This is a genomic window from Mesorhizobium sp. M0998 (genome assembly GCF_040318885.1).
Taxonomy (GTDB): domain Bacteria; phylum Pseudomonadota; class Alphaproteobacteria; order Rhizobiales; family Rhizobiaceae; genus Mesorhizobium.
The window spans coordinates 114,666-135,335 of the sequence record NZ_JAMYND010000002.1 but is presented as its reverse complement, the minus strand read 5'-3'; the positions used below and the strand labels follow the sequence as shown (position 1 = coordinate 135,335).

The 20,670-nt window shown below is 63.8% G+C and carries 18 protein-coding genes and 1 pseudogene; 3 read left to right on the top strand and 16 right to left on the bottom strand.

Annotation, left to right across the window (positions count from 1 at the left end):
* Nucleotides 1-5: 5 nt before the first annotated feature.
* From NKH59_RS02445 to NKH59_RS02425, 5 genes are all read right to left on the bottom strand, one after another.
* A complete protein-coding gene (locus NKH59_RS02445; protein ID WP_352849892.1) occupies nucleotides 6-1,118 on the bottom strand; it encodes a mandelate racemase/muconate lactonizing enzyme family protein in 1,113 nt (370 codons plus the stop codon).
* A gap of 4 nt (nucleotides 1,119-1,122) precedes the next feature.
* Nucleotides 1,123-2,220 (bottom strand): ABC transporter ATP-binding protein, encoded by a 1,098-nt coding sequence (locus NKH59_RS02440; protein WP_352502207.1) that lies wholly within the window; start codon nucleotides 2,218-2,220, stop codon nucleotides 1,123-1,125.
* Between the two features lies 1 nt (nucleotide 2,221).
* On the bottom strand, nucleotides 2,222-3,088 hold the full coding sequence (locus tag NKH59_RS02435) for a carbohydrate ABC transporter permease (protein ID WP_352502208.1): 867 nt from the start codon (nucleotides 3,086-3,088) through the stop codon (nucleotides 2,222-2,224).
* Between the two features lie 2 nt (nucleotides 3,089-3,090).
* A complete protein-coding gene (locus NKH59_RS02430) occupies nucleotides 3,091-3,987 on the bottom strand; it encodes a carbohydrate ABC transporter permease (protein ID WP_352451568.1) in 897 nt (298 codons plus the stop codon).
* 142 nt (nucleotides 3,988-4,129) lie between these two features.
* Nucleotides 4,130-5,446: a type 2 periplasmic-binding domain-containing protein gene (locus tag NKH59_RS02425; RefSeq protein ID WP_352502209.1), complete on the bottom strand. Its 1,317-nt coding sequence runs from the start codon at nucleotides 5,444-5,446 to the stop codon at nucleotides 4,130-4,132.
* A 159-nt stretch (nucleotides 5,447-5,605) separates the two neighbouring features.
* Between NKH59_RS02425 and NKH59_RS02420 the strand changes: the two genes are divergently transcribed.
* Nucleotides 5,606-6,394 carry an IclR family transcriptional regulator gene (locus NKH59_RS02420; RefSeq protein ID WP_352502210.1) on the top strand — a complete coding sequence of 263 codons (789 nt, stop codon included), beginning with the start codon at nucleotides 5,606-5,608 and terminating at the stop codon, nucleotides 6,392-6,394.
* A 67-nt stretch (nucleotides 6,395-6,461) separates the two neighbouring features.
* On the top strand, nucleotides 6,462-7,298 hold the full coding sequence (locus tag NKH59_RS02415; RefSeq protein WP_352502211.1) for an amidohydrolase family protein: 837 nt from the start codon (nucleotides 6,462-6,464) through the stop codon (nucleotides 7,296-7,298).
* Between the two features lie 62 nt (nucleotides 7,299-7,360).
* Here NKH59_RS02415 and NKH59_RS02410 read toward each other — a convergent pair whose 3' ends face one another.
* From NKH59_RS02410 to NKH59_RS02370, 9 genes and pseudogenes are all read right to left on the bottom strand, one after another.
* Entirely contained in the window at nucleotides 7,361-8,326 is a 966-nt protein-coding gene (locus NKH59_RS02410; RefSeq protein WP_352502960.1) for an ABC transporter permease, read from the bottom strand.
* A gap of 5 nt (nucleotides 8,327-8,331) precedes the next feature.
* Nucleotides 8,332-8,721 (bottom strand): ABC transporter permease, encoded by a 390-nt coding sequence (locus NKH59_RS02405; RefSeq protein WP_353020770.1) that lies wholly within the window; start codon nucleotides 8,719-8,721, stop codon nucleotides 8,332-8,334.
* 184 nt (nucleotides 8,722-8,905) lie between these two features.
* Nucleotides 8,906-9,034 (bottom strand): annotated as a pseudogene (locus NKH59_RS02400) (ABC transporter permease); the annotation flags it as partial.
* 242 nt (nucleotides 9,035-9,276) lie between these two features.
* Nucleotides 9,277-10,020: an ATP-binding cassette domain-containing protein gene (locus NKH59_RS02395; RefSeq protein WP_352502962.1), complete on the bottom strand. Its 744-nt coding sequence runs from the start codon at nucleotides 10,018-10,020 to the stop codon at nucleotides 9,277-9,279.
* Nucleotides 10,013-10,750 carry an ATP-binding cassette domain-containing protein gene (locus tag NKH59_RS02390; RefSeq protein ID WP_352502963.1) on the bottom strand — a complete coding sequence of 246 codons (738 nt, stop codon included), beginning with the start codon at nucleotides 10,748-10,750 and terminating at the stop codon, nucleotides 10,013-10,015. The genes NKH59_RS02395 and NKH59_RS02390 overlap by 8 nt, the downstream gene beginning before the upstream one ends.
* Before the next feature lie 55 nt (nucleotides 10,751-10,805).
* Nucleotides 10,806-11,996 carry an ABC transporter substrate-binding protein gene (locus NKH59_RS02385; RefSeq protein WP_352502964.1) on the bottom strand — a complete coding sequence of 397 codons (1,191 nt, stop codon included), beginning with the start codon at nucleotides 11,994-11,996 and terminating at the stop codon, nucleotides 10,806-10,808.
* Between the two features lie 21 nt (nucleotides 11,997-12,017).
* Nucleotides 12,018-13,160 carry an ABC transporter substrate-binding protein gene (locus NKH59_RS02380; protein ID WP_353020908.1) on the bottom strand — a complete coding sequence of 381 codons (1,143 nt, stop codon included), beginning with the start codon at nucleotides 13,158-13,160 and terminating at the stop codon, nucleotides 12,018-12,020.
* Nucleotides 13,161-13,180: 20 nt separating this feature from the next.
* Entirely contained in the window at nucleotides 13,181-14,341 is a 1,161-nt protein-coding gene (locus NKH59_RS02375) for a CaiB/BaiF CoA transferase family protein (protein ID WP_352472920.1), read from the bottom strand.
* Between the two features lie 3 nt (nucleotides 14,342-14,344).
* Nucleotides 14,345-14,896, bottom strand: coding sequence for a MaoC family dehydratase (locus NKH59_RS02370; RefSeq protein ID WP_352472921.1), 552 nt, complete (start codon nucleotides 14,894-14,896; stop codon nucleotides 14,345-14,347).
* Nucleotides 14,897-15,086: 190 nt separating this feature from the next.
* Here NKH59_RS02370 and NKH59_RS02365 point away from each other — a divergent pair, with 190 nt between their 5' ends.
* Nucleotides 15,087-16,184: a lactonase family protein gene (locus NKH59_RS02365; RefSeq protein WP_352472922.1), complete on the top strand. Its 1,098-nt coding sequence runs from the start codon at nucleotides 15,087-15,089 to the stop codon at nucleotides 16,182-16,184.
* A 52-nt stretch (nucleotides 16,185-16,236) separates the two neighbouring features.
* Here NKH59_RS02365 and NKH59_RS02360 read toward each other — a convergent pair whose 3' ends face one another.
* Both NKH59_RS02360 and NKH59_RS02355 read right to left on the bottom strand, forming a co-directional pair.
* Nucleotides 16,237-19,485: an AfsR/SARP family transcriptional regulator gene (locus tag NKH59_RS02360; RefSeq protein ID WP_352502965.1), complete on the bottom strand. Its 3,249-nt coding sequence runs from the start codon at nucleotides 19,483-19,485 to the stop codon at nucleotides 16,237-16,239.
* A 437-nt stretch (nucleotides 19,486-19,922) separates the two neighbouring features.
* Nucleotides 19,923-20,645 (bottom strand): phosphoadenylyl-sulfate reductase, encoded by a 723-nt coding sequence (locus tag NKH59_RS02355; RefSeq protein ID WP_352502966.1) that lies wholly within the window; start codon nucleotides 20,643-20,645, stop codon nucleotides 19,923-19,925.
* Between the last annotated feature and the right edge of the window lie 25 nt (nucleotides 20,646-20,670).

The following is a 20,670-nucleotide window of genomic DNA, read 5'->3' as shown; positions in this document are numbered from 1 at the left end:
GCCTCCTACTTCACTATCGCCATGGTGAATTCCGCGATGCTCTTCGCCTTGATCGCATCCCAGTCCCAGTCGATGCCGATGCCGGGCTCGTCCGGCGCCAATGCGTGCCCGTCCTCGATACGCATTTTCTTGCCGGTCAGCTCGTCGAGCTGGGGAATATACTCGACATATCTGCCGTTCTGAACGGCGCATGTCAGGCTGACATGCAGTTCCATCAGGAAATGCGGGCAGACCGGTATGTCGAACGCCTCGGCTGCATGCGCCACCTTCAGCCACGGCGTGATGCCGCCGATGCGGCCGACATCGACCTGCACGATCGAGCACGCGCCCTTCTGCATATATTCGCGGAAATGCCGGATCGAGTAGAGCGACTCGCCGACGGCGATCGGCGTCGACGTCGCATTCGACAGGCGGATATGGCCGTCTATGTCGTCGGCCGGCAACGGTTCCTCGATCCAGGCGAGATCGAGTTCACGCAAGCGCTCGGCCCGGCGGATCGCCTCGTCGACCGAAAAGCCCTGGTTGCAGTCGGTCATGATCTCGTAGGAGTCTCCAACCGCCCGGCGCACCGCCGTCAGCCGGGCAAGATCCTCGGAGCCGTGCGGCTTGCCGATCTTGACCTTCGAGCCGCGAAACCCCTTGGCCTTGGCGGCCAGCGCATCCGCGACCAGCGCCTCGGTTTCGATATGCAGCCAACCGCCTTCGGTCGTGTAGAGCGGGCAGCGGTCCTTGGCGCCGCCGGCCAGCTGCCACAGCGGCAGCCTCTGTTTCCTGGCCCGCAGGTCCCAAAGGGCAGTGTCGATGGCCGCGAGCGCGATTGCCGTGATCGCGCCGATCGTCGTGGCATGGGTGGCGAACTCCAGCTCGTGCCAGATCGCCTCGATCCTGTCGGCGTCGCGGCCGATCAGCCGCGGCGCAAGGTGGTCGGCCAGCAGCCGCATCACCGAGGAGCCGCCGGTGCCGATCGTATAGCTGTAGCCGGTGCCGACCGCGCCGTCCGCGTCGGTGATGGTGACGATCGGTGTTTCCTGGCTGACAAAACTCTGGATGGCATCGGTGCGCTTGACCTTCGGCATCAGGTCGACCATCCGCAGTTCGATTTTCTCGATCTTTGCCATGGTTTTAACCTCGCAATGTCCTGCCCGTTTCGGCGGAAAACAGATGGGCCTGCGACAGGTCCAGGCTCATCTTGACCCGGTCGCCGGCTTTCAGCGGCTTTGGATTGAGCATCCGCGATACCCAGTCGCTGCCGTTGAATTCGGCAAACACCAGCGTCTCGTTGCCGAGCGGCTCGGTGACGGTCACCGGCAACTCCACCTGGTGGACGTCGACGTCTTCGCCGGAGCTGATGCCATGCCCGGTCGGATAGATGTCGTCGGGCCTGAGGCCGAACACGACTTTGTCGCCGGCCTCGATATTGGCCTTGAACTGGCTGGGCAAAGGCAGCCTCTCGCCGCTGGCGAACAGCAACTGTCCGTCGTCGACAACCGCCTCATGCAGATTCATCGGCGGCGAGCCGATGAAGCCCGCGACGAAGCGTGTCTGCGGCCGGCGGAAGACCTCGTCGGGTGTGCCGACCTGCTCGATGAAACCGTCACGCATGATGACGATACGGTCCGCCAATGTCATCGCTTCGACCTGGTCGTGGGTGACGTAGATCACTGTCGACTTGACCTTGGCGTGCAGCTTCTTGATCTCGGTGCGCATCTGCGTCCGAAGCTTGGCGTCGAGATTGGAAAGCGGCTCGTCGAACAGGAAGACGTCGGGATCGCGCACGATGGCGCGGCCCATGGCGACGCGCTGGCGCTGTCCGCCGGACAGCTGCGACGGCCGGCGCTCGAGCAATTGGTCGAGGCCGAGAATGCCGGACGCTTCGGCGACGCGACGGTCCATTTCTTCTTTCGCGGCGCCGGCTATCTTGAGCGAGAAGCCGAGGTTTTCGCGCACGGTCATATGCGGGTAGAGCGCATAGGACTGGAACACCATCGAGATGTTGCGCGAGCGCGGCGGCAGGTCGTTGACCATGCGGCCGCCGATCTCGATGATCCCGTCGCTGATCGCCTCGAGGCCGGCGATCATGCGCAGGGTTGTCGACTTGCCGCAACCGGACGGCCCGACCAGCGCGATGAATTCGCGGTCGGCGACCTCGAGATCGATGCCGTGCACCACCGCCACCGGACCGTAGCTCTTGGTGAGTTTCTTGAGCGATACTGTTGCCATGTCAGCCTTTCACCGCGCCGGAAGTGAGGCCGCCGACGAGGTGTTTCTGGACGATGAAGGTAAGCGTGAGCGCCGGTATGACCATGACCACGGCGAGCGCGCACATGCCGCGCCAGTCGATGGTGAATTCGGCCGTATAGTCGAGCAGGCCGACCGGCAGGGTCTTGGAGTTGATCGAGCGCGTCAGCTGCGAGGCGAGCGCGAACTCGTTCCAGGAGGTGAGGAAGGCAAAGATGCCGGCCGAGGCGATGCCGGGCCCGGCGAGTGGAAACTCGACCTGCCAGAAGGCCTGCCAGCGCGTGCAGCCGTCGATTTGCGCGGCTTCGGCGAGGTCTTTCGGCACCTGGCGGAAAAAGCCGTCGATCAGCCAGACGGTGAACGGCACGTTGAGCGCGACATAGACCAGGATCAGTCCGAAATGCGTGTCGATGATGCCGAGCCGCGCAAAGACGAAGAACAGCGGCAGCGACAGCGCGATGCCGGGCACCGTGCGCGTCAGCATCAGGCCGAGGAACATCGCCGACTTGGCGCGAAAGCGGTAGCGCGCAAAGGCATAGCCGCCGGCCATGCCGATGACGATGGCGATCACCGTCGAGGTCACCGAGATGATCAGCGAATTGCGGAAGTAGTCGAGCACCGGAATGCCGCCCTGGCCGACGCCGCTGAACATGGCGATGTAGGCGTCGAGCGAGAGTTGCTGCGGGATCCACACCGGCGGCTTGGCCATGATTTCGACGGTCGGCCGCAGCGACGACAGCACGATCCAGATGCCGGGCAGGCAGATGACCAGCATGGCCAGGAACAGTCCCATGCCGTGAACGATGCCGAGCGCTTTGTTGCCGACTCGATGCAGGCTGTTCTGGTCCATCCTCACCACTCCGCCGCGATCTGCGTCCGCGCCGCGGCGAGCTTGCGGTAGAAATAGACTGTGAACAGGATCGACAGCAGGATCGAGAAATAGGCCATGGCATTGGCCATTCCCATCCTGGCATCGCCATAGGCGGTGCGGGCGACCAGCGTCCAGACCAGTTCAGTGCGGCCGGCGGGGCCGCCGTCGGTCATGATCTTGACGATGTCATAGGCGCGCGCGACGTCGAGTGAGCGGATGGTCATGGCGATAAAGGCAAACGGCATGATGAACGGCCAGGTGACATAGCGGAATGTCTGCCACGGCGTGCAGCCGTCGACGCGGGCCGCCTCGACCGGTTCGCGCGGCATCGCCAGCAGCCCGGCCAGGATCAGGATCGCGAACACCGAGGTCGACGACCAGATCTCGGCGATCAGGATGGCGATGAAGGCGAGATTTCCGTCGATCAGCCACGGGATGGCGCGATCTGTCAGGCCGAGCCCCTGCAGGGCGTTGTTCACCAGGCCGATATTGTCGTTGAACATGAATTTGAACTGGAAGCCGACGAGGATCGGCGAAAACATCATCGGAAACATCATGATGGTGCGCAGGATCCGCTGGCCGCGCGACGCTTTCTCCACCAGCAGGGCCAGCCCGAGCCCGATCAGCATTTCCAGGTTGAGCGCCACCGTCAGCAGCACCACGGTGCGGGCAAAGGCGACCCAGAAAGCGCGGCTGGTCAGGATGGCGACGTAGTTGCGCGCGCCGATGAAGACCCAGAACGTCTCCGGCCTGGTCAGCCGGAACGGCGTGAAGCTGGAATAGAGCGAAAGCAGCAGCGGCACCACCACCACCGCCGCCAGAACGATCACCGCCGGCAGCAGGAGCAGCAATGGCGGCGAAGGTCTCCAGCCTTTCATGGCGATCCGGTTCTGTTTGGTGCCCGGACGCCGAAGGCCGCCATCGGCGAGCTGGGATCAAGACAAAGCGTGTTGCGCATGGTTCGTAAAAAGTTCGGGGACGCCGCTCTTCGATGAGCGCGGCGCCCCCTTGGGAGAATGGTCAAAGCTTGCCGGCGTCCTCGAGGATTTGCGTGGCCTTGGCGGCAGCGTCGTCCAGCGCCTGCTTGGAGGTCTTGTCCCCAAGGATGGCGGCCTGCAATTCGGGATAGACGGCGTTGGAGATTTCGATCCATTCAGGTGTCTGCGGCACGGCAAAAGCGTGCTTTGCCTCTTCCTGGAAAGCCGCCAACACTTCCTTCTTGTAAGGATCATTGGCCGCCTGCTGGATGTCCCAGTCCCACACTGCCGTGCGGGTCGGCAGTGGGCCGCTTGCCGCCTCGAGCTTCTGGCTGTCCTCATTGGTCAGGAACCAGACCAGCGATGCCGCGGCTTCCTTGCTGGCGCAGTTTTCGGTGACCGAAAATCCGTGGTGCCCCGACCAGCCGGTGCGAATGCCGGCCGATCCCTTCGGCGCCACCTTCACGCCGACATTGCCGGCGACCTTCGACGACTTCGGATCGTTGAAGAAGCCTGCCCAGCCCGGCCAGTCGAGGTTGATGGCGACGGTGCCGGAGGCAAAGCCCTGGCCGAGATCGTCCCACAGATAGTTGGTGGTGCCGGCCGGCACCGCCTTGGCCTTGTAGAGATTGACGAACCAGTCGAGCGCGTGCACGCCGGCTTCCGAGTTGAAGGCCGGCTTGCCATCCTTGTCGAGGTATTCGCCGCCGTCGGCGATGAGCATCTCGTAAAAGCGGCCGTTGATCGCCTCTTCCTTGCCGGCGAACTGGGTACCGTAGAAATCGGGCGGGCTGGCGAAGAATTCCGCCTGCTGAGCGACCTCGTCCCAGGTGTCGGGCGGTGTCAGTTCCTTGCCGTACTTGGCCTTGTAGGCGGCCTTCTTGGCTTCGTCCTGGTAGAGGCTCTTCTGGTAGTAGAGCGCCGAGACGTCGAACTGCGCGCGCGGCAGCATCACCAGCTTGTCGTCGAGCGTCGAGGCCTTGATCGTCGACGGCACGAAGGCGTCGATCTCCTCCTTCGGCAGCAGCTTGTTGAGATCGGTGTAGATATCAGGATATTGCGGCGCGAAGGACGAGTGGTTCGACCCAACGCACCAGTTGATGCTGCCGGAGGCGATGTCCGACTTGATTTCCTTGTCGAGCTCGAAGTGGTTTTTCTTCGAGATCACGTTGACCTTGGCGCCGGTCAGTTTTTCCCATTCGCCGATGCGCGCGTACAGCCCTTCATATTGCTGGCCGCCGATCAGCTTGGCGTCGATGGTGACGCCGTCGAATTTGCCGGGCAGGTCGGCAGCAAGGGCACTCGCACCCAGTGCGAGCAGCGTTACGCCGGCCGACAGGCCGCAAAACAGTTTCGTCATCGGTATCCTCCCAAGAGTCCGCGTCGATCCATAGTGAGGGCGGATCGGCAGCTTCATTCATATACAAACAAAACATTTACAGGATCGTCAAGCCGAAAGTTCTTTCGGAAACAATACCGTTATGCGTATATGAAAAGTGCAATTCACTGGAGAAGCGGAATGGCAGAGGACGAGGAAGACGACCGCTATCGAGCCCCGGCGCTGGACAAGGGGCTCGACATCCTCGAGTTGCTGGCCGGTGTCGATGGCGGCCTGACGCAGGCGGAAATCGCCAAGAAGCTCGACCGCAGTCCGAACGAGTTCTACCGCATGCTGGACCGGCTGGTGCGGCGCGGCTACGTCACGCGGCCGGATGGCGACCGTTATTCGCTGACGCTCAAGCTGTTTGGCCTGGCGCAGCTGCACGCGCCGGTGCGCCGGCTGGTTTCCTATGCGACGCCGCTGATGCGCGAACTGGCCGAAACCACACAGCAGGCAAATCAGCTCGTCGTCTTCGACCGCGGTTCCGCGGTGGTGATCGCACAGCAGGAGGCGCCGGATTACTGGGGCATCTCCATCCGCGTCGGCTCGCATATCAGCCTGTTCGATACCGGCTCCGGCCATGTGTTGCTGGCGTTCCGCCCGCCGGAAGAGCGGCAGATGATGATCTCAGAACATCTGCGCAGCACCGACAAGCCACCGCAATCGCCGGAATTCTTCGCCCGCCTCGACCAGATCCGGGAACGCGGCTACGAGATGATGGCGTCGATGCAGACGGCAGGCGTGTTCAACCTATCGACACCCGTTCTCGGCTCGGACGGCAAGGCGATCGCCGCACTGTCGATCCCCTACATAACCCTGGTCAACGCACCCAAGGCGCCCGACATTACGAGGACGATTGAGCTGCTGCTGGCAGCGACCGAAAAGCTGTCGCAACTGGCGGGATCGACCGTCAAGCAATCGCGATGAATTCTTATTTGAATGAAGATTTTCTCCGTGAGATGATCTCGAAGTCGCCAAGGAGGAGCGCGCCACCATGATCTTCGACACCCATCTGCACCTGATCGACCAGTCCGCGCTGCGCTATCCCTGGCTGGCCGGCGTGCCGGCACTCAACCGCGATTTCTCCTACGACGAATATGCAGTCCAGGCCCGCCGCGCCGGCATCGAGGGCGCATTGCATATGGAGGTCGATGTCGATCCTGCCGACATCGAGGCCGAAACCGGCCGTGTCAAAGCGCTGTCGCGGGAAAAGGCCAGCTTGCTGCGGGGGGCAATTGCCTCCTGCCGTCCGGAAGAGCCGGGCTTTGCCGCCTATCTCGAGCGCCAGCGCGCCGATCCTTTCGTCAAGGGCTTTCGCCGCGTGCTGCACGTCGTGCCGGATGAACTTTCGGAAGGCGCGCTGTTTCGCGAAAACATCAAGCGGCTAGCCGGCAGCGGCCTGACCTTCGACCTCGTCGTTCTGCCGCACCAGATCCCCAAGGCGATCGCACTCGCCGACCTCGCGCCAGATGTGCAGTTCGTGCTCGACCATTGTGGCGTGCCCGACATCAAGGGTGGTGCCGAGCACCCCTGGCGCGAGCACATGGCGGAGATCGCGCGGCGTCCGAACGTCGTCGGCAAAATTTCCGGTGTGGTCGCCTATGCGGATGCCGGATCCTGGACTGTCGAAACGCTGCGTTCCTATGTCGAGCACACCATCAAATGCTTCGGCTGGGATCGCGTCGTCTGGGGCAGCGACTGGCCGGTCTGCACACTCGGCGGCGGGCTTGCGACCTGGATTGCGGCAACGCATGCGCTGCTTGCCGGCACCAGCACCGATGAACGGCAGCAACTGCTGTCCGGCAACGCCAAGCGGCTGTGGAGTTTGTAGAGCATTTTGCAGCCAAGTGGAATCGGGCGTCGCACAAATGCGGCTAAAACGAATAGGTGGCCTCAGATCGTCGCCGACACGTGCCGCTCGCGACCGTAGAGCGAAACCAGGAGCACGATGACCAGGCCAAGTGCCGCCTGCACCGTCGAGGGCCGGAAGCCGAGGCCGATCAGCAGCGTGTTGATCTCCGTCAGCACCAGCACGCCGGCAATGGTGCCGAAATAGCTGCCACGGCCGCCGACAAGGGCGGCGCCGCCGACCACCACGGCCGCGATCGTCTGGAACAGATAGGGCTGGCCGACATCGCCATAGGCAGAGCCGGTGAAGCCGAGCAGTAGCACGCCGGCTGCGGCGGCGAAGAAGGCACTTGCCGCATAGGTCACGGTCCACATGCGGACCGGATCGATCAGCGCCAGCGGGGCAGCACCTGGATTGCTGCCAAGGGCGTAGAGACGGCGGCCGTATGGCGTGCGCGCCAGCACCAGCGCCACCAGCAAGGTCAGCACCAGTACGCATGGCACCAGCCCCGGCACCGGCAGCGGTCCGACCGAACCGCCGATCGAAACGAAGGCGGAAACCGCTTGCGGCGCCGATCCGGATGGAAAACCACCGGTCCACAACAGGACGGCGCCTTGCACAATCATGCCGATGCCGAGCGTGACGATCAGCGGGTGGATGTCGAGCCCGCGCGAGATCAGGCCGTTCAGCGCCCCGATCAGTAAGGCGAGCGCGCTGACGACCGCGCAGACAAGAGCAAAATTCCAGCCGACGCCGTAGAGCTGTGCGGCAACGACATTGGCAAAGCCGATGATGAAGGGGATCGACAGATCGATACCGCCCAAGATTACGACGAGGGTCTGGCCGATCGATGCCACCGCCAGCAGCGAGGCGATCACCAGCAGCGCCCGGATGGCGAACGGCTGGGAGTAGCCCGGGATGAGCAAGGTGCCAAGGAGATGCAAGGCGACAGCGACGGCAAAGGCACCGGCGACGCGGGCATTGGTGGACTGGAACCAGTTCCGGCTCATGCTTCTCAGCCTTTCCGTCCCGAGAGCCGCTCCTGCAGCGCCGTCATGATGACGGCCACAACCAGGATCGCGCCATAGGCGATCTGCAGCACATAGGTGGAGACGTTGAAGGCGGTCAGCACGCTCTGCAGCAGGAAGATGTCGACAGCGCCGATGGCGGCGCCGGCGAGCCCGCCGCGCCCGCCGGCAAGGCTGACGCCGCCGAGCGCCACCGCGGCAATCGCGATCAGCGTGTAGGTTGGCCCGATATTAGGGTCGGCCGAACCGATCAGGGCGGTCAGCATGAGGCCGGCACAGGCGGCAAGTATGCCGGTCATGACATAGGCGATGAAACGTACTTTCGTCACCGGAATGCCGGCCGTGTAGGCGGCGCGGTCGTCGCTGCCCACCGCCATCAGCTGGTCGTAATAAGGCGTCTGCCGCACCAGCCACCAGAACAGGAGTCAGCGCCAGCGGCAGCGCCGACCAGGGTCCGGCCATTGCCTTCAGCCAGCCCGGCGCCGGGCCAATCGGCGCCGGCAGGATGGTCAGCGTCATGCCGGTGAGGATCAGATAGGTGCCGAGCGTTGCGACGATCGGCTGGATGCGGACGATGGTCGCCAGAAAGCCGTTGGCGGCGCCGACGATCGCGCCGATCAACAGCGCTGCCGGCACGATGACCAGCGGCGATGACATGCCAAGCCTGAGAAACAGCAGCTGGATCACCATCGCATTGACGAAGCCCATCAATGGTCCGACGGAAATGTCGATGCCGCCGCGCCCGGCGAGGATCACCGGAGCCGAGGCGAGCGCTGCGCCGATCAGCGGCGCGGCGAGCCCGATCAGCGCGCCCCAGGCGGCAGGATGGAAGCGCGCCGGATTGAGCAGCAGGTTGACCGCGATCAGGATGGCCAGCAGCACTGCCGCAAAGCCAGCGCCGCGCCATCGCGCCGCCATGCGCCGCAACCCGCTCATGCTGCGCGCCCGAACATGGCGGCGATCACAGTATCGCTTTTCATCGCGTCTCCGGTGATTTCAGCCGCCACCTGCTGTTCGCGGAACACCAGCACGCGATGGCAAAGCAGCAGGATCTCCTCGATCTCGCTCGACAGGATGACCAGAGCCATGCCGTCCGCCGCAAGCCTGCGGAACACATCGTAGAGGATATGGCGCGTCGCCACGTCGACACCGCGCGTCGGATCGTTGAGGAGCAGGATTGCCGGTTCCAGCGCCAATGCGCGGGCCAGCAGCACCTTCTGCTGATTGCCGCCGGAAAGCGTGGTGATCGGGGCGTCCGGCCGTGGCGCGATGATCGACAGTCTGTCCCGATAGCGTTCATAGCGCTGCCGCCGCGCGGCGAAGCTGAGCAGGCCGTACCGCGTGTCGCGCGACAGCGTCGAGACGGCAAAATTGTCGAGCACCGATTGGGTCGGAAAAATGCCGGTGGTGCGCCGGTCGCGCGGCAAATAGGCGATGCCGCCGGCGACCGCCTTGCGGAAATTGGTGATCGCGCGTGCTCCGGTTGGCGCCTCGACGGTCACCTCGCCGCCGGCCGGGCGTTCCAGGCCGGCCAGCACTTTCAGGAACCGCTCCTGTCCGTGGCCGTCGAGGCCGGCAAGGCCGACGATCTCGCCAGGCGCGATGGTTTGCGTCATGGGGCTTGCGCCCGGCGCGATCACCAGGCCACGCACCGAAAGGCTGGCGCGATCAGCCATGCGCCAGCTCCGCCGCCGTGCGTGGCGCCATCGCTCTGAGAAGTTCGGATGCGGAGGACGTGCCGCGTTCCTCAGTCGTCACCACGCTGCCGCCGCGCAGCACGGAAATCCGGTCCGAAAGCGACATCACCTCGTCCATGCGATGGGTGATGAACAGGATCAGGCAGCCTTCGGAGGCAAGCTTGCGCATCATGGCGAAGACCGCCTCGCGATCGGCAAAGTCGAGCGCCGCCGTAGCCTCGTCAAGGATGAGAATGCGCGGGCTGCGCACCACGGCGCGGGCGAGCACTACCAATTGCTGAACCGCAAGCGGCAATTGCCCGGCCAACTGGTCGAGCGGGATCTCGGTCACCGCGAAGCGCTTCAGCACCGCTTGCGCGCGTTGCCGCCGCTCGGCACGCGGCACGGTGCGCGTCAGCAAGCCGTCGAGGCCGAGCAGGATGTTGTCCGTCACCGAACGGTCAGGCGCGATCAGCACTTCCTGGAACACGGTGGCGAACCCGGCGCCCTGGAACGCCGCCGGCGAGAGGCCGGTAAAGGGCGCTCCGTCGAGCAGGATCGCGCCGCTGTCCGGCTGGACGATCCCCGACAGCAGCTTGACCAGCGTGCTCTTGCCCGAACCATTCTCGCCCAGGATGGTGTGGATCGTGCCGGCGCGGAATGCGATTGAGGCATTGGCCAGCGCAATCGTTTCGCCGTAGCGTTTCGAGATGGCCTGGACTTCCAGCATGAGCAATCCTGATGGAGAAAGCCGGCACCGCCCGTGCGGAGCCGGCCTTCGTATCCTACTTGGCGCAGGCGTCCGGCACCTTCGAATAATCCCAGCCCTTGGTGGGTGCCGGATTGGCGAAGTAGGCATCGAGCCATTCCTCCGGCATCGGATCCTTCGGCGGGACCGGGAAGATCGAGACGGCGTCCGGCGTCATGCAGTCCTTGTACCAGGCGCCGAGGTCGGCATTGTGCACCGGCGGAATCGGGATCAGCAGCGTGTTGAGCTTCGCCTTCTGTCCGTCGAGCATGCGCACGCCGACACGAAACAGCGTCTCGGCCGTCCAGTGCGGCAGAACCGCATGGCCTTCGAAGCGGTATTTGTCGGGATTGGCCTTCCAGTAGCCGAGCGCATCGCCGGTGATCGAGCCGGTGATCAGCGGGGCAGGGCGGCCGGCCTCGGCAAAGGCCTCGGCGACGACGCGGCTTTCGCTGCCCGTCGTCCACACCGCATCGATCGGCGCCGGATTGGTGGCGATCGCCTGCAGCACCGCCGTCTTGGTGACGTTTGCAGTCCAGTTGCCGTTGACGCTGCGCGAGACCTTGAGCTTTGAATTTTCGGCCAGCGCCTTGTCGGCGCCCTGGCGCTCCTGCACGACGATCGGGTGACCGGCAATGCCTTCGACCAGAAGCACGCTGCCGCCGTCCGGCATTGCTTTGCCGATCGCGGTCATCATGTCGTAGCCCCAGCGCGCATAGTTGGAATCGACATTGATCGCATTCGGGCTGGTCACCGACCCAGCTGCCGTGATGAAGGGGATGCCGGCTTTGGCTGCGGCATCGATGGCATCGTCCAGCGCCGTCGCCGAGCCGGGGATCGAGGTGATGATCGAGCATTTCTTGTCGATGAAGGCGCGGATCTGGTTGATCTGCTGACTGGCGTCGTTGTTGGAATCCGACACCTCGAAGCTCGCCACGGTGCCGTCGGCGATCAGGCCGTCGACCAGCCGCTTCAACTCCTTGGTCACGGTGACGCGCCACGGATTGCCCTGGTAGGACTCGGAGTGGCACCATTTCCACGGCTTTGACGGCGGCGTGAAATTATCCCAGGCCGACGGCAGCACCTTTTGCGGCGCGCCGTCATATTGTGCCTTCAGTTCGGTCGGCAATCCAGCAATCACGCCCGAAACGTCTTGAGCGCAAGCTATGGTGGTCGTGACCGATGCAAGTGCGGTTGCGGCCATAAGGCCGCGGATCAGGCTGTTCATGTTCTCCTCCGTTCGGTTGTTTCAGGCTCCTCCGCCGGCAACGCCGGACACCTGCGTCGAAAGGCTCTCCCGAAACAGGCGATTGAGATCGGCAACGACGCGAGCGGCATTGTGCCTTTCGCTCAGGCCGAGATTGATGCGATCGGACGCCGCCTGCTGGAACGCCATGTAGCCGTCGTGCCGCGGCCTCACCCAGGCACCTTCGAGCGTAGTCCGCGTGTCCTTGTAGAAATTGCCGGCGGCGGCGTTGACGGCGGCATCCGCCCAGGCTGCCGCATGGCCGGGCTGGCCGCCGGCCGAGGCGTAAGGGCCGCGCTGCACGTCACCGCTGGCGATCCAGTAGGCGAAGTCGATTGCTGCCTGTCCGGCCCTCGAGAAGGCCGACACGGCGATGCCGGTCCCGCCGAGCGCCGAGCCTTTGGGGCCGGCATTGCCAGCGGCCGGGATATCCGCGAAAGCCAGGCGGGTGGGTCGAAACCCGGCGATGGCATAGGAGACATAGCCATAGATCAGCGGCGCGCAGGCGATCCGCGAGCCGGATCCGGCCATTTGCTCCAGAACCGCGATCGGATCCATGCCAAGACAGGCCGGGTCGACGAGGGCTGCGATCTCGCGCATCATCTCGAAGACCTGCTTGCCCGCTGCCGGATCCACGTGGTCGCCAGGGCCTTCACCGGCGGGCCGGCCGAGATTGCCGGCAAGCGTGTAGAACACCATCAGCGAATGCGGCGGCCTCAGCGGCAACATCACGTGGCCTTGCCGGGCCAGATCGAGGGCATCGGCCCAGCTCGCCGGCGCAGCCGAAAGCATGTCGGGCCGCCATGCCTGCACCTGGCTGGCCGCGTCGATCGGAAACGCCCACTGCCGGCCTTGCCAGTTGTAGCTCGGAAAGGACCGGCCGACACTGCCCGCCGCAAGTGCCGCGCGTTCGGCTTCCCGGCCGGCGACATCGAGCGGCGCCAGGCAATTCTCGGCGGTGATCTGGCCGACATGCGGATGGTCGACGACGATCAGGTCGTAGGCACGGGCCAGTTCCTCGACCGGGAAGGATTCGAAATCCTGCAGCGAGCGCTTGTCCCATTCAACGGCGATGCCAGTTTGTTGCTTCCACAGTCTCGAACAGGCGGCCATCGGGTCATAGCCGCGCGGATGGCTCCAGGTCATGCCTTTGAGCGTGGCGTCGCTCACAGCCCGAACTCCGCGCGGATTTTTGCGCTGTGCTCGCCGATGCGCGGCGCGGCCCGCTCGACCTTGGCGCGGATGCCGTCGACCCTGAGCGGCGAGCGCGTGGTGAGGATCGAAACGTCATCCTCGCGCGTCACCGTCTGCAGCATGTCGAGGACCTGGAAGCCTTCGCTGGCCATCATTTCCGGCCAGGTCAAAACCTTGGCGCACCAGATGTCGGCAGGCTCGAGGATGGCAAGCCATTCGTCGACCGTCTTCGTTGCGATCTTTTGCGCGATGATCGCCTTGATCTCGTCGCGGGCAGTGAACCAGGTCGACGGCTGATCGCGGTAGGGCGCAAGTTCCTCGAGCCCGAGGAGATCGGCGAGTTTCGAGATCGGCGTCATGGCGATCGCCAGATAGCCGTCCTTGGCCGGATAGACGCCGTAGGGCGCCGAGAGATAGGCGTGCGCGCTGCGGAAGCTCGACCGCCGCGGCAGCCGGCGCCCGTCATTGAGGTGCGTGGTCAGCACCTCGAATTGGAAGTCGACCAGCGCTTCGAGCAGGCTGGTCTCGACATGGCTGCCCTTGCCGGTCACGCCGCGCCGCACCAGTGCGGCGAGGATGCCTTGCGCGGCGGCGGAACCCGCCAGCATGTCGGCGATCGCCAGGCCGAAGGGCACCGGCCCTTGGTCCTCGTCGCCGTTCAGCCACATCACGCCGGAGCGCGCCTGCGCCAGCAGATCCTGCCCCGGCCGCTTGACCCACGGGCCTTCCTCGCCATAGCCACTGATCGAGGCATAGACCAGGCGCGGATTGATCTTGCGCACCGCCTCGTAATCGAAGCCCAGGCGTTCGATGACGCCGGGCCTGAAATTCTGGATCAGCACGTCGGCCTTGGCCAGCAGGCCGCGCAGCGCCGCAAGGTCGGCCTCGTCCTTCAAGTCGATGGCAAGGCTTTCCTTGGCGCGGTTGATCGCATGGAAAATGGTGGAATCGCCGCCGATCTCGGTGTCGCTGAGATAGAGCCGGCGCGACAGGTCGCCGCCGTCAGGCCGTTCGATCTTGATGACCCGAGCGCCGAGGTCGAGCAGCCGCAGCGAGCAGTAAGGCCCGGACAAGAACTGGCTCATATCGACAACGATGAGCCCGGTCAGCGGCAGTTCGGCAATGGCAGCCATTGCCTATTTCTCCGTCTTACCGGCGAAATCGGCCGGATTGCGGTACTTCACCGTCTGCAGGTGCTCGCAATAAAGCACGAGCTCGCCTTCACCCTTGAAGACTTCATAGCTGGCGCGGATCAGCCCCATTTCCTTGTATTTTGGCTTCTTGTCGAGGTTGGAGCGGATTGAATAGATCGTGTCGCCTATGAACACCGGCTTGATGAAGCGCAATTTGTCGTAGCCATACGAAAAGGCGTTGACGCAATTGGTGGCGACGAGACCGAGCCCGGCCGAGAACACGAAGGCCCCTGCCACCAGCCGCTTGCCGAAAATGCCTTGCGTCTCGGCGAACATCTGGTCCTGCACGTATGGATGGATGTCGAGCACCAGCGTGTTGAACAGATGGCTGTCGCCCTCGGCAATGGTCCGGCGCAGCGAGCGGATCTTCTGGCCGACCGGCCAGTCTTCGTAGAACCAGTTCTCCGCGTTCCAGACGGGAAGGTCGGCGTGATCCCTAGGCATGTTGGCGGGGTGTGTCGATGCCACGCCCACGGTTGGCGCGAAACTGCTCATGACAACTTCCTCTGGGAGCGGGAATCGTCCATCAGGGCGCGCCGCAGACCAGCGAAATGCATGATCGATCCTCCCGTCAATCTTCTTTTGTGAATAGTATTTTCACATATGGGGTTGCGTTGCAAGCGAGTCTCGGCGAAATTTTGCCTGCTCCGTTGGGGCCAATGCCGGCGGAACAAGGGAGGAAGTGATGCAGAATGCCTGTCTGATTTTCGTCGGCAGCCTCAATCGCGACGCCCCGTATTTTCAGGGCGCGCGCGGCATCGGGCTGGGTGTCTACAGTTTCGACGAAGGGACGCTGCAGACGAAGAAACTGGCCGAGACGGGAGACATCGACAATCCCACCTTCCTGTCGGTGACGCCGGACGGCTCCCACGTCTATGCCAACTCAGAAGTGTTCACCTGGCGCGAAGGGGTGGTCTCGGCCTACCGTTTCGACAGGCAGACCGCCACGCTGTCCTACATCAACAAGCAGCCGACGCTGGGCAGCATCACGGCGCACAACACCATCACGCGCGACCGGACCAAGCTGCTGGTCGCCAATTACGGCATGGGCGAGGGCGGCCCCGATCGCTCGGTCGTGGTCTATGGGTTGGGTGAGAATGGCGGCCTGACAGCGCCGTTGTCGAGCGTTGCCCATAGCGGGACCGGACCAGATCCTGCCCGCCAGGAGCGGCCGCATGCCCATAGCGTAACCGAGACGGTTGCCGGCGGCATGGCGATCGTCGCTGACCTCGGCATCGACCGGCTGGTGTCCTATCGCATCGGGCGCGACGGCAGCCTGACGAAACTCGCCGAGTCGGCGCTTGCGCCAGGCGCGGGTCCGCGCCATCTCGCACTGCATCCGGGCGGTCGCTTCGTGTTCGTCATGAACGAGCTGGATTCGACGGTTGTCTCGCTGGCGCTGGACGAAGCATCAGGCAAGCTTACGGTGATCGACAGCAAGCCGGCCGTGCCGCCCGAGGCGCGCGACGGCAATCACTGTGCCGACGTCCAGATCTCGCCTGACGGCCGCTTTCTCTACGGCTCCAACCGCGGTCATGACAGCATCGTCGTGTTTTCGGTCGACCAGCAAACCGGCAGGATTGCTCTTGTCGACTATACGCCTTGCGGCGGTGCCACGCCGCGCAATCTGGCACTGACGCCCTCGGGCGGCCATCTGTTCTCGGCCAACCAGAATGCCGACCGCATCTCGATTTTCGCCCGTGATGCCGCAACCGGCCGGCTGACCGACACCGGCCGATCCATCGATATTGGCACGCCGATGTGCGTGAGGATCGTGCGTTGAGCGCTGGCGGGTGAAAATTCCGCCAGTACCATGGCCATAAGAACGTGTCGTTTCAATACGAGGATCGGGACGCCCGTCGCGCGAGATAGGGAGCCACCAGCGCGCGTATGTCTGCGGCCGCTACGTCACCGGCAGCACGCAATGCGCGCTCGCAGCGCCCATATTCGTCAACTGCGCCTTCGAAATCATTGCGGCACAGTTGCTCCTTTATCAGCGCTTTGCAGATCGGTCCGGCATCTGGATAGAAGTCCAATACCGCTAGATATATCGCCCGTGCTTTGTCGGCTTGGTCGGCCGCCTCCAGCCGCTGGCCGAGCCGCAGCCCAAGATCGATCAGTTCGCGACGCACGCGCTCGCAAGCCGGGAGCGACCAGGAAGCGGTTCGCTCGTGCAACAACAACGGACCCGGGAATGCATGGAAGAGCGCCTCCGCGTCTGGCCGCAATCCCTCCGCATTGACCTTTGCGACAGTCTTGAGCCGTGCTTCCCAGTCGGCGAGGTCGACCCAGACCTTGTCCGATGCAAGGCGAAGCTTGCCTTCGCGCTGGACGATGAGGTCGGTCCGTCCCAACAGCTTGCGCAGCCGATGAAGCGCCTGGTCGCACGCCGCCCGCGCCTGGTCGCCGTCGAGGTTGGGCCACAGCCAGTCCTGAATGGTCTCCTGCGAGCAGGTATTTTCCTTTGAGATCGCCAGCACTCGCAGGATGTCGAGGGCCTTCGTCGGCGGCTTCGCGCCGAGCGCGAGAGGGTTTGCATCGAGTTCGAGCCGAAAGCCTCCGAGGACGTGGACCCTGAGCGGCCAGGGCCAGGCGGCGGGCCGCCGGGGCGGCGGCTCGAGCCGGCGTTCGCGGATCAACGACCGGCAGAACTCGGGCTCGATGCCGCGCTCAAGCGCATCGCCAAGCAGTTCGGCGAGCAATTCCGGGACATTGAGCAGCACCATTGGCCAGCTGATGTCGCGCAGCGCTTCCAGGAAGGCCTGCAGCCGGTCGCCATAGTGCGGATCGTCGCTCCACAGGTTCTCCAATGCGGCCGCTGCCAGAATGCATATCTCGGTTCGCTTGTGGGCGCCGCCGTCCAGCCGCGGCAGCAGATCGCTGAGAAGCACGGCGGCTTCGCGCGGCTTCCTGTCCGCCAGCAGCACCTGGAACTGCGTGATGTAGTGCGGCCAGCGCTCGATCATCGGCTCGTTGGCCGCCTCGATGGCAGTCATGAAGCGCTCGCAATCCTGGTAAGCGGCCGTGAAATCGCCTTGCCTGGCATGGAGCGCGGCGTGGCAATCGGCGACGACGGCGACCTGCGTGGTGAAACGGCTGTCGGCGATCTCGGCCAAACGCTCGACCACTTGGTGGAACTCGGCAAAATCGTTGCGGACCTTCATCTGCATTTGCAAATGATAGAGCCCCCCGAACTCCACGCCCCTCAGCGATTCGCGCTCGCCAATTGCGATCGCCGCCCGCAACGCCGCTTCGGCCGACGGATAGGGAAAATCCCTTCTCTTATAGGGAAAATAACGTCCACTTTCCGCACCAAAGGCGACCAGCCACATGCCGAGAATCCAAGGCAGCACGCTCTTGTCACTCAAATCGTCAACGACGCTGTCGACGGCCTTGGCGAACAGATCGGCGCGCATGGTCGATACCGAAAGATCGATCAGCGTTTCGCTGGCAAGCAGCCGCAATCCGCTCGGATCGTGCTCGGGATTCCGGGTCAACCGCTCCAGGAGTTCGGTTTCGAGTGCTTGTCCGGCGGGGCTGCTGCGATAGCAGTCGTCGCCGAAGTTCAGCGCCCGCATCATGCCAATGCGTACCAGCATCGCTTCCTCGGAAGGTAGTTCCGGAAGCCCGCGTTCGATCAGCTCGAACGCCCGTCGCGTCCACATGGACAGACCTTCGTACGTGCGCCAGCTGGCAGTCTTGACCAACACCGCCCGCGACACAGTGAGGCACAGGCCGCGCAGATCGTCGGCCTCGCCAAAGGCTTGCCACGCCTTGGACAGCCAACGCTCCGCCGCAGCGTCGTCGGGCATGTGGGCCACGCCCAGCCAATAGAAATGCCAGCCATTCATGATGGTTTCCGGCAATCGGCCGCACCACTCGATGAAGGTCGCGCGGCTCCCTTGCGCCAGCAAGTCCTCTGCGCGGCTCAGCAGCAGGTCGCTCGCTTGGTCCCAGTCGTCGGCCTGTAAGGCGAGGCGTATGGCTTCGTCATGACGGCCCGCCCCCGCAAGGACCTTCGCCGCCTTTCGCCGGAGCGATTGCTGCTCTTCCCTGGCAATTTGCTGTGCGAAACGACGCTCGAGGAAGTCGCGCAAGAGGTCATGAAGGTGAAAGATATCGCGGTTGTTTTCCGAGCGCGTGACCAGAAACTGTCGCCTGTAAAGCCTGTCGAGCAGCTTTCCTGCTTCGCCCGACCCGATCATCTCGTCAGCCAACCCGGCGCTGATTTCGGGCAGCAGATTGAGTTTCAGCAGCATGTCCTGGTCGACGGAGGGAAGGGAAAGGAAGAAATGACGACCGAGAACGTCGGGCAGCACGTTCTGCCCGCCGGGGACCGTCTCCGTTGTGCCGTCCAGTCCGGCTTTGGTGCCTTGGTCCGCGAGCAGGACGAGCCCGACCGCCCAACCGCGCGCCGCCTCGACATCGACCCGAGCGGCGTCCCTCGAACGCAGGTGGACGAGATCGCGCGCTTCCGCGGTCGAGAATTCGAGCGCGTGGCGGTCGATGACAGCCATTTTGCCCTTGAGAATGAGGTCGCCCAATTCCTCCTGGGGCAGCGTGCGTGAGACACAGATGCAGCGGACGGTGTCAGGAAGTTCACGGAACATCTCGGAAAGCACCGCCCGAAATTCTGCGGTATCGGCGTCGTGCAAATCATCGAGCACCAGAATTGTGCCGGGCTTTAGCCGAGCGAAATAGGCTCTGGAAAAGCGCCTGGCGAACTCCTTCGGCTGCTCGGCATACTCGACGCCGAAGACCGGCATGTCTCCAGCCGAGACTGAGTCCAGCGACTGCGCCAGATATTGAAAGAACCGCGCTATATCCTGGTCGCCCTCATCGACACGGTACCATATGTGCGGCGCCTCGACGCTTTCGAGATAATCGATGACCGCGGTCGTCTTGCCGTAGCCGGCCGGTGCCGCCACCCAGCATACGCTCGACCGCGACACCCGATCGATCGCTTCGAGAACGCGGTTCCGCCTCAATATCCTGGCGCTGCGCGGGGCCGCCAGCTTGGCGATCCGGCCTGTGCCCGAGAGCGGTTGCGTCGCATCGGCTTCAAAGGCATCTAAGGCGGCCATGGGGGCTCCCGCTCGACCAATCATCGAGCGACGGTCGTGCTGCCATGACCGTCCCGCCGATCCGATTGACGTTAGCCTGGCGCAGTCATGCGACAATTCGTGGGGGCTTCGTAGATGAAGCGGCACTGGCTGATCCCGGGAGGGCGGATCTCGATGGTTGCGCAACCTGAAACTGGGCAATGGACGGCGGGCGAACCTCGCACTCGGTCTTCGACCGTCGGCTCCAAATCCGGTAGAAGACCTGATCATGGCTATTCCCTCCGATTGGCAAGCTCATGGGCTGCCTGGCAGTCCTTTCCAAACGCACGAGCTCATCCTGTGCGCAGTGGCATCCGCGCACATCGGTACGGTCACCTAGTTTCCCGGCGATTGATCTCCCAGTTTTCGCAAGCGTGCCTAGTTTTCAAGGCTTGTTGGGCGCCCGGGTCTTCGGTGCCTTACGCAACCGGAAATCGGGAAGCGGACGGGACCGGATTGTGCGAGGGGATGGGCGACCGGTGGATCCCGCACTCTGTTTTCGACAATCCGCTCCAGCGGCCCGCGCGCGGATTGTCCGCACTGCCGCACGCGACGGTGCAGGGCGCACAACCGATCGAGAAATAGCCTTTTTCGATGAGCGGATGCCGGGGGAGGCGATGATGGTCGAGATAGACCTCGATCTGCTGCCGGGTGAAGCGGGCGAGTGGCTCGATCTTCAGGCGTCCGTCAGTTTCTTCCAGCGTCGCAACATCCGTGCGAACTCCGCCATGATAGCGCTTGCGGCCGGAAATCCAGGCCTTGAAACCGCTCAGGGCCTTCTCGAGCGGCAGCACCTTGCGGATGTGGCAGCACCGGTCCGGATCGCTGCGGTGCAGCGATCCAGAGCCGTCGAGCACCCGCAGGACGTTTGCCCGGGGCGTGACGATGCGCACGTCGGTGAGGCCGAGCAAGGCCGTCAATTGCGTACGATAGGCGACCGTTTCCGCAAACAGCTTTCCGGTATCGAGTGTGGCGATGGGGAGCGACCTGTCGATCGATGCGGCCATGTGCAGCAACACCGCAGATTCCGCGCCAAATGAGGAGACGAGCGCTACCTTTCCGCGGAACAAGTCGGTGACGAGTGGCGCCAGCAGCTCGGGTCCGTCGAGATGGTTCAGCTCCGCGATGATGCCTTCATGCATGGCGATTCGGTCCGGTTTTGGCGTG